This window comes from Psychromonas ingrahamii 37, assembly GCF_000015285.1.
Lineage (GTDB): Bacteria > Pseudomonadota > Gammaproteobacteria > Enterobacterales > Psychromonadaceae > Psychromonas > Psychromonas ingrahamii.
On record NC_008709.1, the window covers coordinates 1,384,375 to 1,399,701 of the forward strand.

General features: G+C 38.4%; 8 protein-coding genes. 4 read left to right on the plus strand and 4 right to left on the minus strand.

Annotation, left to right across the window (positions count from 1 at the left end; translation table 11 throughout):
* Positions 1 to 570: 570 nt before the first annotated feature.
* Both yfaE and nrdB read right to left on the minus strand, forming a co-directional pair.
* A complete protein-coding gene (gene yfaE / locus PING_RS05875) occupies positions 571 to 822 on the minus strand; it encodes a class I ribonucleotide reductase maintenance protein YfaE (protein WP_011769509.1) in 252 nt (83 codons plus the stop codon).
* 9 nt (positions 823 to 831) lie between these two features.
* The gene (nrdB, locus tag PING_RS05880; RefSeq protein ID WP_011769510.1) at positions 832 to 1,977 is read right to left on the minus strand and encodes a class Ia ribonucleoside-diphosphate reductase subunit beta; all 1,146 of its coding nucleotides are present in this window, start codon (positions 1,975 to 1,977) and stop codon (positions 832 to 834) included.
* 701 nt (positions 1,978 to 2,678) lie between these two features.
* On the opposite strand from nrdB, the gene PING_RS05885 reads away from it, so the two are divergent.
* Entirely contained in the window at positions 2,679 to 3,683 is a 1,005-nt protein-coding gene (locus PING_RS05885) for a substrate-binding domain-containing protein (RefSeq protein ID WP_011769511.1), read from the plus strand.
* 18 nt (positions 3,684 to 3,701) lie between these two features.
* Complete coding sequence (locus PING_RS21600; protein WP_011769512.1) at positions 3,702 to 6,566, plus strand: EAL domain-containing protein; 2,865 nt, start codon at positions 3,702 to 3,704, stop codon at positions 6,564 to 6,566.
* 326 nt (positions 6,567 to 6,892) lie between these two features.
* On the opposite strand, the gene nrdA is transcribed toward PING_RS21600, so the two are convergent.
* Entirely contained in the window at positions 6,893 to 9,166 is a 2,274-nt protein-coding gene (gene nrdA, locus PING_RS05895; protein ID WP_011769513.1) for a class 1a ribonucleoside-diphosphate reductase subunit alpha, read from the minus strand.
* Between the two features lie 855 nt (positions 9,167 to 10,021).
* Complete coding sequence (gene ubiG, locus PING_RS05900) at positions 10,022 to 10,747, minus strand: bifunctional 2-polyprenyl-6-hydroxyphenol methylase/3-demethylubiquinol 3-O-methyltransferase UbiG (protein ID WP_011769514.1); 726 nt, start codon at positions 10,745 to 10,747, stop codon at positions 10,022 to 10,024.
* Between the two features lie 378 nt (positions 10,748 to 11,125).
* On the opposite strand from ubiG, the gene gyrA reads away from it, so the two are divergent.
* Complete coding sequence (gyrA, locus tag PING_RS05905; protein ID WP_011769515.1) at positions 11,126 to 13,822, plus strand: DNA topoisomerase (ATP-hydrolyzing) subunit A; 2,697 nt, start codon at positions 11,126 to 11,128, stop codon at positions 13,820 to 13,822.
* 314 nt (positions 13,823 to 14,136) lie between these two features.
* Complete coding sequence (gene serC, locus PING_RS05910) at positions 14,137 to 15,225, plus strand: 3-phosphoserine/phosphohydroxythreonine transaminase (protein WP_011769516.1); 1,089 nt, start codon at positions 14,137 to 14,139, stop codon at positions 15,223 to 15,225.
* Positions 15,226 to 15,327: the final 102 nt, after the last annotated feature.

A 15,327-nucleotide genomic window follows, 5' to 3' on the forward strand; every position in this document is an offset into this window, starting at 1 on the left:
TTTTATTATATAGGGAGTTATCATCTGTGATCGCTATAATTTTTCAGAAATATTAATTATTTGTGAAAGGTATCACTGTTAATTACTTTACTTATCATGTTTTTAGTATTATTAGACTTGACTAATTAAACTAATTAAACTAATTAAACTAATTAAACTAATTAAAGAGCTTAGTTTCGATGAAATAGAGGTTGAAAATTTGCAAAAATATGATGCAGTGAATACTACCAAACGACAAAAATAGTTAATCTAGCCAACGGCTAAGATTTATTACAATATATTTAATAATCTAGCTTAATGTAACCGCCAGTGTATTCCGGTTTAAGTATGCGTATTTTAATTGATAAGCTTATTTTAAAACAATATATTGAATTAGAAGTTAATTATCTGAACTGACATTTTTTGGGACTGGTTATTGACTGCGGCATTATTTTTCAGATCAACATGGTAAGGATAGGGCATCTGCTGTTGATGAAAAGTCATATTACTGAAGGGGAGAGACCCATAAGTTGGTGAAAATTATCCTGTCAACTTTGAGTCAAAATAGGTGCTTTATCACTATTAATGAGGTTAATAGGTTTCCAGGATAATATCCTGCTGGGATTTTGTGCAGCAGGTTAACACTTCGCCATCACGAAGATAGGCCATTGGGTAGTTTATATAGTCAACTTTGCCGCCAATTAATCTGCAGCGGCAAACACCACAATGGCCATCACGGCAATGATATTCCTGATGAATTGCTTGAGCTTCCAAATTCTCAAGCAATGTTTTTTTGGTATCGAGTGGATATTCAATCCCGTTAACGGTTATTTTTTTACTCATAATGGCTGTTTATAACTCAAAGGTACTGAGATCTTCACTGTCAACTTTACTGTCAATTTGCCCTACCAGATAGGAACTGATTTCTGTCTCTTGCGGAGCAACCTGTACGTTATCACTTACCAGCCAATTATTAATCCATGGAATTGGGTTACTCTTAACTTCAAACTCAGGGGCATAACCAATTGCCTGCATACGCAGATTTGCAATATATTCAACATATTGGGACAATATTTGTTCATTTAGGCCAATCATTGATCCGTCTTTAAACAGGTACTTAGCCCAATCTTTTTCTTGCTGAGCCGCTTGTAAAAATATTTCCCGCCCTTCAGCAAAACATTCAATAGCAATCTCAGCCATTTCAGGATCATCTTTTCCATCAGCCCAAAGGTTTAAAATTTGTTGCGTCGAATTGAGGTGAAGGGCTTCGTCCCGCGCAATTAATTTTATTATTTTTGCATTGCCTTCTAATAGATCACGTTCGGCAAAGGCAAATGAACAAGCAAAAGAAACATAAAAACGAATGGCTTCTAACGCATTAACAGAGCAGATACAAAGGTAAAGTTTTTTCTTAATGGCGCGCAGGTTTAATTTTTCAACTTGATTTTCCAGATTGATATAATCAATGTCAGTTTGTTCCAATCCGTGCAGTTGCATAAACTGCGTAGCATGGATTAAAGCATCATAATAACCGGAAATATCCGTCGCGCGCTTTTGAATTTCTACGTTAGTGACGATATCTTCAAAAATTTCAGCCGGTTCAGTAAATAGATTACGTAAAATATGGGTGTAACTGCGACTGTGAATTGTTTCAGAAAATGACCATGTCTCAATCCAAGTTTCAAGTTCTGGTAATGAAACAATAGGTAGTAGCGCAATGTTCGGGCTACGACCCTGAATTGAATCTAATAATGTTTGGTATTTTAGATTGGAGATGAAAATATGCTGCTCATGATCTGGTAAGTTTAAAAAATCGATACGGTCACGGCTTACATCAATCTCCTCTGGTCGCCAGAAAAACGATAACTGCTTTTCAATTAACATTTCAAATACAGCAAAGCGTTGTTGGTCATAACGCGCTACATTGACCGGATTGCCAAAGAACATGGGTTCCTTCATTGCATCATTAGGAATTGTCGAGAAAGTTGTATAAGCCATAGAATGCTCCAGATGAACGTTTAAATTATGAATAAAGAGTCTAAAATTTTATTGTTGTTAGCGAGGCTAAGCAAGTTTAATTATAATCAATAGAATGCTCAGCTTATAATATTAAGCGAGCATTTCTTTTGTCGTCATAGTTGATTATATTTTGTTATGTGCTGAAAAATGTGTATCACTGAGAGGGGGGGATAAAACCCTTTACTTTTAAGCTATTCATCTTTTTCATACCTATTAACACCTTACTAACTGTCTACAAGCTAAATTATATCACTTGAATTAGTGTGTTGGAATTAATTTTGACACAAGATATAGTGTTTTATTTGTTAAGTATACAAACTTTCATGAGACCTTATTATATTCAATTACTTAACATATTAAATCATCTTTTGATCTAAATGCTGATTTTTTTATTTACATTTTGAGCCTATTTGTAATGTGGAAAAGATGATTAAGGGGAACATGAATTCACTTAATAAACTGGCGCTGAGGCTAAAAAAGGAATGTTTGCACAATAAGTTAAAGTAGCCTAGGCCAGTACGGTGCTTTCGCTCATATAAAATAAATTTTATTACAATAGACCTGATCTATTTTTGTGAAATAAGCTGTTCGTAATATCGCTCTTCTGATATATAGTATATTGATTCTATTACTTATTAAAATCAATGTCATTTTATTATCAACCTTGAGGTGCTGTGGTTATGACTCCTACTATCAGAATATTTACTTCCGCTTTATTTGTTCAATTTACAGGCATTATACTGCTTACGCTCTTTATGGTGGGCTGCGGTGAAGACGCCGCACCGAAATTCTCAGTAGAATTAAAAAGCAAAGTGATACAGAACGAACCACAAGATAAACACACTATTGCGCTGGTGATGAAAACACTCACCAATCCTTTTTTTAAAGAGATGGAACGGGGGGCTCGTCGGGCAGAAAAAGATTTAGGGATTAACTTATTGGTCAAAACTGCTGCACAAGAGACGTCCATACAGCAACAAATTGGCATCGTTGCTGACCTTATTGAGCTCAAGGTAGATGCACTAGTGATTGCCCCGGGTGATTCTGTTGAGCTTATTCCAATTTTAAAGCACGCTCAAGATAAGGGTATTATTGTGATTAATATCGATAATCTTCTGGATCAAGAATACTCAAAAAAAGTGGGTCTGCTAAATGTTCCTTTTATCAGCGTTGACAATGAACTGGCAGCCTACAAGTCAACCAAAGTGCTAACTGAAAAATTAACTCAACCAACAGAAGTGGCTATTATAGAAGGGATACGTGGTGCATTAAATGCTGAGCTTCGAAAAAACGGCGCTATCCGAGCATTTTCTGAAAGTAAATTTGCAACCCTCGTTGCAACAGAAAGTGCCAATTGGAAAATTGATGAAGCCTTTGAACTGGCTGCAAAACTCTATAACAAAAACCCCAATATCGGCGCTATATTTTGCGCTAATGATATGATGGCATTGGGGGTTATTGAATACCTTCAATCGACGGGAAAAGATAATGTGCAGGTAGTGGCTTTTGATGCTATCCCCCAAGCCCTGAACGCGGTTCAATCAGGTGTGCTTCTCGCGACAGTAGATCAGGACGCGGCAGAGCAGGGCTATCAAGGTATTTTATCTGCCAACAACATTCTATCCGGCAAAAAAACACCCCTCAAGATTACCATTGAAGCCAAAATTATCACTAAACTAGAATAATAGTTGCTCGAGGTGGTTATGAATATCAGTTACAAAAAAATATTTCCAAAATATATCGGTTTTCTGTTGATCGTTAGCGTGATCCCTCTGTTAGCCGTCGGGATTATTTCATATCATAATGCCAGCCAAGCAATCCAGGATGCCGCAAGACGATTCTCAACTGAGTTACTTAATCATAAAATTGAATTGTTGGAATCAAAATTAGATCAAGTTGAAAGTTTAATTGTTAATATATCCAGTGTAGAAGCGATAACCAATGCACTTGATGATGAATTCTCTGAGTCGAATACCTACACTGATCTCGCCACACAGGCCAAAATCGGCTACATACTAAATGGTTACTTAAGCCTTCAAGGGTTAGTTTCAATCGATATTTTCACTTCTGGTGGCACACAATACCATGTTGGCGACAGCTTAAATGTAGGAGAAAATAGAAACGACATTAGAGAGCTGATTTGGCAAGAAACACTTGCTAGTCCGAAACAGATATATTGGTCAGGAATATTACCTAACGTTAATAAATCATCAAGCCATAAAATGGTGTTAGGCGCAGCAAAGATAATTAAAAAGATTGATCATATCTCATTGAAGACTCGACCTATTGCATTGATATTAGTCAGCATTAATATAGAAAATTTAAATGAAAGCATTACGGATAAAGAGAGCGATGGGGGCGTTAGCGCCTATCTTATCGATCAACGAGATAATATAGCTTATAGCCATAAAAAGAATGAGATAGGCCAATCTGTAAAAGAGCTCTTTCCTTTTGCTGTCGCTAAGCAGCAGCGTTTGAACAGCTATACCTGGAATGGAAACGACTACTTTATTCAAAGCCGTGCAATCACTAAGTATAATTGGCAAATTTTCAGCCTGATTCCTCAAAAAAATCTGCGCCGGGATATAAATAGAATAGGGGTTATTACCTTCTACCTTGTATTCGCGGGAATATTATTGACCTGTATTGCTGGTTGGTATTTTTCTCATAATATTGTACAGCCTATCAAAGATGTTATTACCGCCTACAAGGGCCTGCAAAATAAGACGCTTAAACAGACAAAGAGACTTCCTGTAAGAAGTGATGATGAAGTGGGTGAATTGGTAAAATGGTTCAATACCTCTTTGGATAATCTGGAGGCGCGTGAGTTATACGAAAATGCGCTTAGGGAAAGTGAAGAGCGATATGCATTAGTTGCCAATGCTACAAATGAAGGCTTATGGGACTGGAATATCACAAAAAATGAGATGTATTTTTCACCCCGGTTTTTTGCTCTTCTTGGAAAAAATGTAGATGAGAATAGTTCCTTAAATACTATCGAAGACTGGTATAAGCTAATTCATCCAAAGGATATTATTTTGGTAAAATCAGCAATAAATGATTGTTTGAATGGTAAAACAGCCCATTTCCAATGCGAGTACAGATTATTACATCATGATGGCCGTTATCGTTGGATTCTTTCAAGGGGACTTGCCATTTGGGATAGTTCTGGTGAGGCAATACGAATGGCCGCTAGTCACAGTGATATTAGCGATCAGAGAGATGCAAAAGACAAATTAAGATATGATGCCTTTCACGATAGTCTTACGGGTCTTTATAATAGATCTTGGTTCGTAAGTTATTTACAGGAATTATTAAGTGGCCACTCAAGAAACAAAAATTTAAATTTTGCCGTCCTATTTTTAGATTTGGACCAATTCAAGCTAGTCAATGACACTCTCGGTCATGCTGCTGGTGACAAGTTACTCATTTATGTTGCTGAGCGCTTAAAAAAATGTCTCCGTGAGACCGATATGCTTGCACGTTTTGGTGGGGATGAATTTGTTATTTTGCTTAAAAGTGATGAAAATTATCGTTTTATACAAATTGCTGAGCGAATTATTGAACAACTTTCCTTATCGTTCTCAATAAATAATAACTATATCCACACAGGTGCAAGTATTGGTATCACGCTACTTGAGACAGGGTATCAGGATGCTTACGAAATGCTAAGGGATGCCGATATCGCAATGTATCGAGCTAAGCTCAATGGTAAAAATTGCCACATTGTTTTTGATGAAGAGATGCGTTCTCAACTGCTTAAGCAAGTTGACACCGAAAAATTGCTGCGACAAGCCATCGAAAACGATGAATTGACACTCTATTATCAGCCTATTATCTCATTGTCTGATGGGAGACTTACTGGTTTTGAAGCGCTATTAAGATGGAACAATCCAATACTTGGCAATGTTAGCCCTGATGTTTTTATTCCGTTAGCTGAAGCTAACGGTACTATTATTCAGTTGGGCCAGTGGGTCTTTGAATCCGCATTTATTCAATTGAAAGCGTGGAAAGAAGAGTTTACAGGCTTTGATAACTTAGTCTTGTCGATTAATATGTCACCCGTACAGTTTCTCGATAAACTATTTTTGAAAAATTTTCCTAAACTAATGGATACCTACAATATTAAAGGCTCAGAGATAGCCATTGAGATTACAGAAACCGCAATCATTCACAAAAAAGCATTAGCAATCAAAGTTATAAATGATTTTAAAAAGTACGGTATTCACATTCATTTGGATGATTTCGGAACAGGCTACTCCTCTATTAGCCACTTGGTTGGGTTTCAAATAGATCTTATAAAAATTGATCGTTCGTTTATTGAGCTGCTCGGTGTAAATTCGAAGGAAGATAAGCTCGTTCAAGCAATCATTAATTTTGCTCATAACCTTGGTATTAAATGCACCGCAGAGGGAATAGAAGAAGCAGCCCAACAAAGATTATTAAGTATCGCAAACTGTGATTACGCTCAGGGTTACTTTATAGCGAAGCCTGCACCAGCCAGTCAATTAACGGAATTTATACGCGAGCATTTATCTAGATCTAAAGGTTTGCTACCCCCTGAATAATGGTTCTGCTCAATTGCCTATAGAAGGATTGGCTATCCAGTCTTTCCTATTCGTAAATTATCGGCAGGTGTTGATAACGGTAACATCTGCTCCCATAAAAAGTCGCAGGTAAAAGTGGTAAAAACTGAGTATCATATTGAGGGTGAGGTACTATTTTTACTGAATATTTCATGTTTTTACTGTATCTCATAATGAAATAAATGCAGCAAAGAGATATAAATAGAGTCTAAAAGAAAGGATGTGTAAAACACATCCTTTAAGTTATTTAAATATAAGTATTACTTCAACTTATCCACAAAAATGAGACATTAATAAAAACTCACCAGTCATATTTTACATGCACCGCCAGCACAGTCATCGGCTTCATCTATGATGTTTTCATCATCTGCACCATCGCGGGTATTGTGGTAATACAATGTTTTAACACCCATTTTATAAGCAACCAACAAGTCTTTTAAAAGATTAGTCATTGGCACTCGCCCTTCAGAAAAGCGTTTTGGATCGTAATTGGTATTTGCTGAAATTGCCTGATCGATGAATTTTTGCATTATGCCAACTAATTCAAGGTAACCTTGATTGTTTGGAATATCCCACAATAACTCATAGTTTTGTTTATATTTTTCATACTCAGGCACCACTTGCTTTAAAATACCATCTTTACTTGCTTTAACGCTTACAAAACCGCGTGGTGGTTCAATACCATTAGTTGCATTAGATATTTGACTCGATGTTTCAGAGGGCATTAATGCCGATAAGGTAGAATTACGCAAACCGTGTTTAACAATATCACTGCGCAGGGTTTCCCAATCGAGATGATACTGCTCATCACAAATATTATCTAAGGACTTTTTGTATGTATCGAGCGGTAAAATACCCTGTGAGTAACGTGTTTCGTTAAATTTAGGGCATGCACCACGCTCAAAAGCTAGTTTGTTAGACGCTTTTAAAAGATAATATTGAATGGCTTCAAAGGTTTTATGGGTTAGATTATTGGCGCTGCCATCTGAGTATTTAACACCGTTTTTAGCTAAATAATAAGCGAAGTTGATAACCCCTATGCCTAGCGTTCGACGTGCCATACTGCTGTTTTCAGCTGCTTTGACCGGGTAATCCTGATAATCCAATAAGCTATCTAATGCGCGCACAGCAAGTTCTGCAAGCTCTTCCAGTTCATCAAGTGACTCAATTGCGCCTAAGTTAAATGCCGATAAGGTACACAGGGCAATTTCACCTTCTTCATCCATGATGTGCTGCAAGGGTTTCGTTGGCAGGGCAATTTCAAGACATAAGTTACTTTGACGAATAGGGGCAACCTTACTGTCAAAGGGACTGTGTGTATTACAGTGATCTACATTTTGAATGTAAATACGGCCTGTACTGGCACGCTCCTGCATTAAGAGAGAGAACAACTCAACGGCTGAAATACTTTTTTGACGAATATCAGGATCACCTTCGTATAAATTATATAAACGCTCAAATTCATCTTGATCTTCAAAAAAAGCATCGTATAAACCGGGGACATCCGAGGGACTGAACAAGGCGACATTTTTTTTGTCTATCAGGCGCTGGTAGAATAAGCGGCTTAGTTGCACCCCATAGTCGAGATGACGTATGCGGTTGGAGTCAATACCACGATTATTTTTTAACACCAATAAAGATTCAACTTCCAAATGCCAAACAGGGTAAAAAACCGTCGCTGCACCGCCGCGTACGCCACCCTGAGAGCATGACTTTACCGCGGTTTGGAAGTGTTTGTAAAATGGGATACAACCTGTGTGGAAGGCCTCACCACCTCGAATAGCACTGCCCAATGCACGAATACGACCAGCATTAATGCCGATTCCGGCGCGTTGTGAAACATATTTAACAATTGCGCTTGATGTCGCGTTGATCGAATCAAGACTATCACCCGTTTCAATCAATACGCATGAACTAAATTGACGCGTTGGCGTGCGCACTCCTGCCATAATAGGCGTGGGTAATGAAATTTTAAATTGTGAAACCGCATCATAAAAACGTCTAACATAAGATAAACGTATGGCAGGCTCATAATTAGAAAACAGACAGGCTGCCACCATCATGTAAAGAAATTGTGCACTTTCATAAATATCACCGGTGACACGATTTTGAATGAGGTATTTACCTTCAAGCTGTTTTACTGCGGCATAGGAAAATTTTAAATCACGATCATGAACGATAAATTTTTCCATCTCTTCAAACTCTTGCTTGCTATAGTCTTCAAGAAGATGCATATCGTACTTGCCTTTAGAACACATTTTACTAACGTGTTCAAAGATACTTGGCGGCGTAAAACGTCGATAAGCTTTTTTACGCAAATGGAATACCGCAAGATGTGCCGCTAAATATTGGTAGTCTGGTGATGTCTCTGAGATAAGGTCAGCGGCCGCTTTAATAATAGTCTCATGTATATCATCGGTACGGATACCATCATAAAACTGAATATGTGAATTTAATTCAACCTGAGAGACTGAAACATTTTTTAAGCCTTCTGCAGCCCAAGTGATAACTCGGTGAATCTTATCAAGATCAATGCGTTCTCTTTTGCCATTTCGTTTTGTGACAAATAGGTTTTTTTTCATTCAGGATACCTTATATCTAGCGACAACTGTGTTACTTAACATGCAGTTTTAATAGTGTTGCTCATTGGTCAAAAACACAACATATTGTGTTTGATAGCGCGAGGTGACACAAGATAAAGCTTTTTAAGTTTTTTTCAAGCAAATGTTTTTAGCTTTACAGTGGATAAAATTGTGGATAACTAGCGCATAAAAAAACAGGTTAGTATTAACTAACAAATAGCTTAAGGGAGGGGCTGAGATCAATGAAATGCAACCTTTATTTTTAACCCCGGATAATAATTATATCAGTAAATATAATTAGGAATAAAATTCAACTAACTTCTACTCTATTCCTGTTTTTGCATTTTCTGTCGATTAAACGTGGGCAAAAATAAGAAAGTTTTTTCAATTATTGTGTGCTGTCGTTTTAATCGCTGCTGTTTTAGAAACGCGAGCATAGGAGTGTATGTTCACAATCAAGTTATTGACAATAAATTTGTCAAACCTTTGGGTAGTTTAGGGTCATATTGACATCGAGATCAACAAAGGCTGCAAAAGTTAATCTCATAGGTGCTTCAAGGGCAGGTTAATAATGAATGCGATTGCTATTAATACCGTTTGTTATTAATTAAATTTAAAAAATAACATGCGGTAAAGATGATGAAGTTACCTGCGCAAGAAAATTGTCACACGGATATCTTTTTGCAGGGTAAGTACTTTCATAATGAAAATGGTGAAAATAGTGTTTATATGTCAGTTTGTTGTCATATTTTTCATTCGGCAAGATGCTTGCTTAATAAGCATAGTGACAAAGAAGCAGGGGATGTATGCTTCTCTGTCACTACGTCCCTGCAGATCTGACCCTGTTGATAATAATTACAGAGCTTTTGTACACCTTAGCATGTAATTAACATTGACATTTTTAGTAATAACAAACTCGCTCTGCAGCGGATTAAATTCTACACCGCATAAATCTTCACAGTTTAATGTGGTGCTATCAATAGCCGTTAATAACTGCGAAGGGCGGATAAATTTTTCATATTCATGGGTGCCTTTAGGTACCCATTTCAATAAATTCTCGGCACCCACAATCATCATTAAATAAGCCTTGAAGGTTTTATTAATAGTAGAAAAATAAACCGTACCACCCGGTTTGAGCAAATCGCAACAAGCTTGCACAATAGAGGCAGGATCCGGTACATGCTCTAACATCTCCATGCAAGTCACTAGATCAAATTGACCTGCATGTTGTGATGCAAAATCCTCTGCGGTTATTTTTTGATACTGTACTTTTGTTTGCGTCTCTAATGCGTGCAGCTTAGCAATTTGTAACGCAGCATGCGCCATATCGATGCCTATTACATTCGCTCCTTTTTTTGCCATGCTTTCGCTGAGAATACCGCCACCACAGCCAATATCTGCAATTGACTTGGCAAATAATCCCTCGGCGCCCTGCTCTATATAACGTAACCGAGTTGGATTAAGCATATGTAATGGTTTGAAGTCACCTTCTAAATCCCACCATTGTTCGGCCATTGCTGAGAACTTTTCAATTTCTTTTGGATCAACATTGTTTGCAGTTGTACTGTTATTGACTGACATTAATCTTTACCCGGTTTTTGTAGATAAGACATTATAACGAGTAAAAAAGATAAAACAATTAACCTAAGCCGCCCATAGATTTTCGAAAATATTTTAAAGGGTGATGACTTCTAATCAGAGAAGTTTCAGCGGATTAAGTTGGGAAAGGCAGTTAAATAGCTAAAATTAACCCCCTGCAGAAGCTTTAGATAAACATAGGGCTGTACAAAAAAAGACCACAAAGGACCTCTTGCCGCTTATTTGCGCCATAGATTGATTCTGAGCTTATATTAATTGAAAAATGCCGCTCAATTCATCTCTTCATCAATAATATGTGTTAGAATGCGCAACTCACAAAAATTCAATCGATATATTAATAAAATAAGGATCTTGGCCTCTATGAGCGAATTTGTATCAGACGTTTCTCCGATCAACATTGAAGATGAATTAAAGACTTCTTATCTTGAATATGCAATGAGCGTCATTGTTGGGCGAGCTTTACCCGATGTACGCGATGGTCTTAAACCGGTTCACCGCCGTGTTTTATTTGCCATGAATGTATTGCGTAATGACTGGAATAAACCTTACAAAAAATCAGCCCGTATTGTTGGTGATGTGATAGGTAAATATCATCCGCACGGTGATACTGCGGTATACGATACTATTGTTCGTATGGCGCAAGATTTCTCTCTTCGTTATATGCTTGTTGATGGCCAGGGTAACTTTGGTTCAGTCGATGGAGATAGTGCTGCTGCAATGCGTTATACGGAAATTCGTATGCAGAAATTGGCGCATGAATTACTCGCTGATTTAGAGAAAGAAACTGTTGATTTTGTGCCTAACTACGACGGTACAGAATTTATTCCTGAAGTAATGCCAACAAAAATTCCTAATCTATTAATTAACGGATCATCAGGTATTGCGGTCGGTATGGCAACCAATATTCCACCCCATAATTTAGGTGAAGTGATCGATGGTTGTTTAGCTCTGATTGAAGATGCAGACATTACTATTGATCAATTAATCGAATTTATTCCCGGACCTGATTTCCCTACTTCAGGTATTATTAATGGCCGCAAGGGTATTATTGATGCTTACCACACTGGCCGAGGAAAAATAAAAGTTCGCGCAAAAGCGGATATTGAAGTTAATGACAAAACCGGTCGTGAAACGATTGTGGTGCATGAACTTCCTTATCAGGTTAATAAAGCGCGTTTAATTGAAAAAATTGCTGAATTCGTAAAAGATAAAAAAATAGAAGGTATTAGCGCGTTACGTGATGAGTCTGATAAAGACGGCATGCGGATGGTGGTTGAAGTTAAACGTGGCGAAGTGGGTGAGGTGGTTTTAAATAACCTTTACGCACAAACACAGATGCAAGTGACCTTCGGTATTAATGCTGTGGCGCTTGACCATGGTCAACCAAAGTTATTTAACCTCAAAGAGATGTTGGAAGCCTTTATTTTACACCGACGTGAAGTGGTCACGCGTCGTACTGTCTTTGAGCTGAAAAAAGCGCGAGAACGTGCACATATACTGGAAGGTTTAGCTATTTCTCTTGCGAATATAGAACCTATCATTGCATTGATTCGCCATTCAGCAACGCCAGGCGAAGCTAAAATCGCGTTACAAGCGCAGGGTTGGAATTTAGGTCATGTGTCTGCAATGCTTGAGGCCTCAGGTGTTGATGCGGCACGTCCTGATGGTTTGGCCATTGAATTTGGTGTTCGTGACAACCAATACTTTATGACTGAAGTACAAGCGCAGGCTATTCTCGATTTACGTTTACAAAAACTAACCGGTCTTGAACACGAAAAAATATTAACTGAATACAAAGAACTGCTTGAAATTATTGCGGCATTATTATTTATCCTAGAGAACCCTGAACGTTTGATGGAAGTTATCCGTGAAGAGTTAGAAGAGATTAAAGCCAACTTTGCTGATCCTCGTCGTACTGAAATCACCGCCAGTGAAACCGATTTAAGCATAGAAGATTTGATCACTGAAGAAGATGTGGTGGTCACTCTTTCCCACGAAGGTTATGTTAAATACCAAGTATTAAGCGATTACGAATCACAACGTCGTGGTGGTAAAGGCAAAGCGGCAACTAAGATGAAAGATGAAGATTTCATCGAAAAACTATTAGTTGCAAGCACCCATGATACGATTTTATGTTTCTCTACACGTGGCCGTTTATATTGGTTGAAGGTATTTCAGTTACCGTTAGCATCACGTCAGGCACGTGGTCGTCCTATTGTTAATATTCTGCCGCTTGAAGAAGGCGAACGTATTACGGCTATTTTACCTGTTCGTGATTATGCCGATGATAAATTTGTCTTTATGGCGACAGCAAACGGCACGGTCAAGAAAACCGCATTAAGCGCTTATAGTCGCCCACGTAACAGTGGCCTGATTGCAATTAATCTTAATGAGGATAATGAGTTGATTGGCGTTGGTATCACCGACGGCAGCAATGAAATTATGATTTTCTCCGATGCAGGTAAGGTGGTGCGCTTTAAAGAAGCAGAAGAAAGTGCAGTACTTGATGAAAATGGTGCGCCGGTACTAGATGAAGAGGGTAATCCTGAAATCAAAGTTAAAGGTGTTCGTGCAATGGGGCGTACCGCAACTGGCGTTCGTGGTATTAAATTAAAAGAGGGCGAAAAAGTTGTGTCCTTGATTATTCCAAACGAAACCGGCCATATCTTAACCACCACTGAAAATGGTTACGGTAAACGTACACCCCTTGAAGATTACTCGTCTAAGAGCCGCGCAACTCAAGGTGTTATCTCAATTAAAGTCAGCGAGCGTAACGGTAAAGTAGTGGGGGCAGTTCAAGTTGATACAAACGACGAGATCATGCTGATCACCAACAGAGGGACGTTAGTACGTACCCGCGTTAGTGAAGTGTCAGTGGTTGGGCGTAATACTCAGGGGGTGACGCTGATTCGCACCGCTGAAGGTGAGAAAATCGTTGCTCTACAACGTATTGAGGAAATTGAGGATCTGCCCGTTTATGAAGAAGACGAGGTAACCGGCAGTGAAACGACTGAATTAAACGCTGAAGCTTCTGCTGATCAGACAGAAGAAGTATAACCGTAAGTCATCCCCCAATTACTTGAATCTGCCTGTTCAAGTAGTTTGGGTTTATAGGTTTAAAAAAACGGCTTTTGCCGTTTTTTGTTTTTGCAGACGAATAATCGCAATGGGGATTAACGCGTGCAGTCAATATTAAGTAAATATGCCTTTTTTTATTGATAATCTTATTTTAAAAAAACACAAGGTATCAAAAATTAATCATACGAACTTGATTTTGTTGGCACTAGCTGTTTCTTCATCTTACATTTAATGCTAGTTTTACCACCCTAAATAATTTAATTCACCCTCTTATATTCTAAAGAAGAAAACCGATGAGTAAAATATTTAATTTCTGCGCAGGTCCGGCTATGTTACCTGAAGCCGTTATGGAAAAAGCACAAGAAGAGTTTTGTAACTGGCAAGGGCTGGGGGTTTCTGTGATGGAAATCAGCCACCGTAGTCCCGAATATATTGAAATGGCCGAGCAAGCTGAGCAAGATCTGCGTGATTTGTTGGCTGTACCTGATAATTATAAAGTCCTTTTTTGTCATGGTGGTGGACGCGGACAATTTGCTGCGGTGCCATTAAATCTGCTGGGCGATAAACTGGATGTGGATTATTTAATCAGCGGACAATGGTCAAAGTTGGCGGTAGATGAAGCGAAAAAACACGCCCGAGTGACCGAAACCAGTGTTCTCAGCGAAACAGCCGAGGGTAAGGTAAGTGTTAAAGCCGCTGCTGACTGGAACGTTAATGCTGGCGCCGCTTACGTGCATTACTGCCCCAATGAAACAATCGAAGGTATTGAAATTTTTGAAGTACCTGAAACAGGGGTTGTGCCGCTGGTTGCCGATATGAGTTCAACGATTTTATCCCGTCCAATTGATGTTTCTAAATTCGGTGTTATTTACGCTGGCGCACAAAAAAATATCGGCCCATCGGGTTTGGCAATCGTGATCGTGCGTGACGATTTAATCGGCAAAGCACGCAAAGTTATTCCGTCTATTTTTGATTATAAAGTGCAGGCTGATGCCGGATCAATGTTTAATACTCCGCCAACTTATTCATGGTACCTGGCAGGCCTCGTTTTTAAGTGGTTAAAAGAGCAGGGTGGTTTGGTCGAAATAGAAAAGAAAAATATAGCAAAAGCCGAGTTACTTTATAATTTTATCGACAGTTCCAAGTTGTATCGCAATAATATCGACAAATCAGTGCGTAGCCGTATGAATATTCCCTTTCAACTTGCAGATGAAAACTTAAATGCACTTTTTCTAAAAGAGTCTAAAGACGCTAACCTGCTGACCCTCAAAGGTCATCGGGCAGTCGGTGGAATGCGTGCCAGTATCTACAATGCAATGCCAATTGAAGGTGTGCAGGCGTTAGTTGATTTTATGGCAAAGTTTGAAGCTAACTACGCATAAAATTGATTTATAATAAGCACTTAAAAAGTTCCCTAAAACCATCCAGTTTAAACACCCTCAGTAGAGGGGGTGATAATCGGTTAATACAAATTGCTATTAGAA

Excerpts from the sequence above, each read along its gene's own strand:
- yfaE (WP_011769509.1), bottom strand. The coding sequence starts at position 822 with ATGAGTAAAAAAATAACCGTTAACGGGATTGAATATCCACTCGATACC.
- nrdB (WP_011769510.1), bottom strand. The coding sequence starts at position 1,977 with ATGGCTTATACAACTTTCTCGACAATTCCTAATGATGCAATGAAGGAA.
- PING_RS05885 (WP_011769511.1), top strand. The coding sequence starts at position 2,679 with ATGACTCCTACTATCAGAATATTTACTTCCGCTTTATTTGTTCAATTT.
- PING_RS21600 (WP_011769512.1), top strand. The coding sequence starts at position 3,702 with ATGAATATCAGTTACAAAAAAATATTTCCAAAATATATCGGTTTTCTG.
- nrdA (WP_011769513.1), bottom strand. The coding sequence starts at position 9,166 with ATGAAAAAAAACCTATTTGTCACAAAACGAAATGGCAAAAGAGAACGC.
- ubiG (WP_011769514.1), bottom strand. The coding sequence starts at position 10,747 with ATGTCAGTCAATAACAGTACAACTGCAAACAATGTTGATCCAAAAGAA.
- gyrA (WP_011769515.1), top strand. The coding sequence starts at position 11,126 with ATGAGCGAATTTGTATCAGACGTTTCTCCGATCAACATTGAAGATGAA.
- serC (WP_011769516.1), top strand. The coding sequence starts at position 14,137 with ATGAGTAAAATATTTAATTTCTGCGCAGGTCCGGCTATGTTACCTGAA.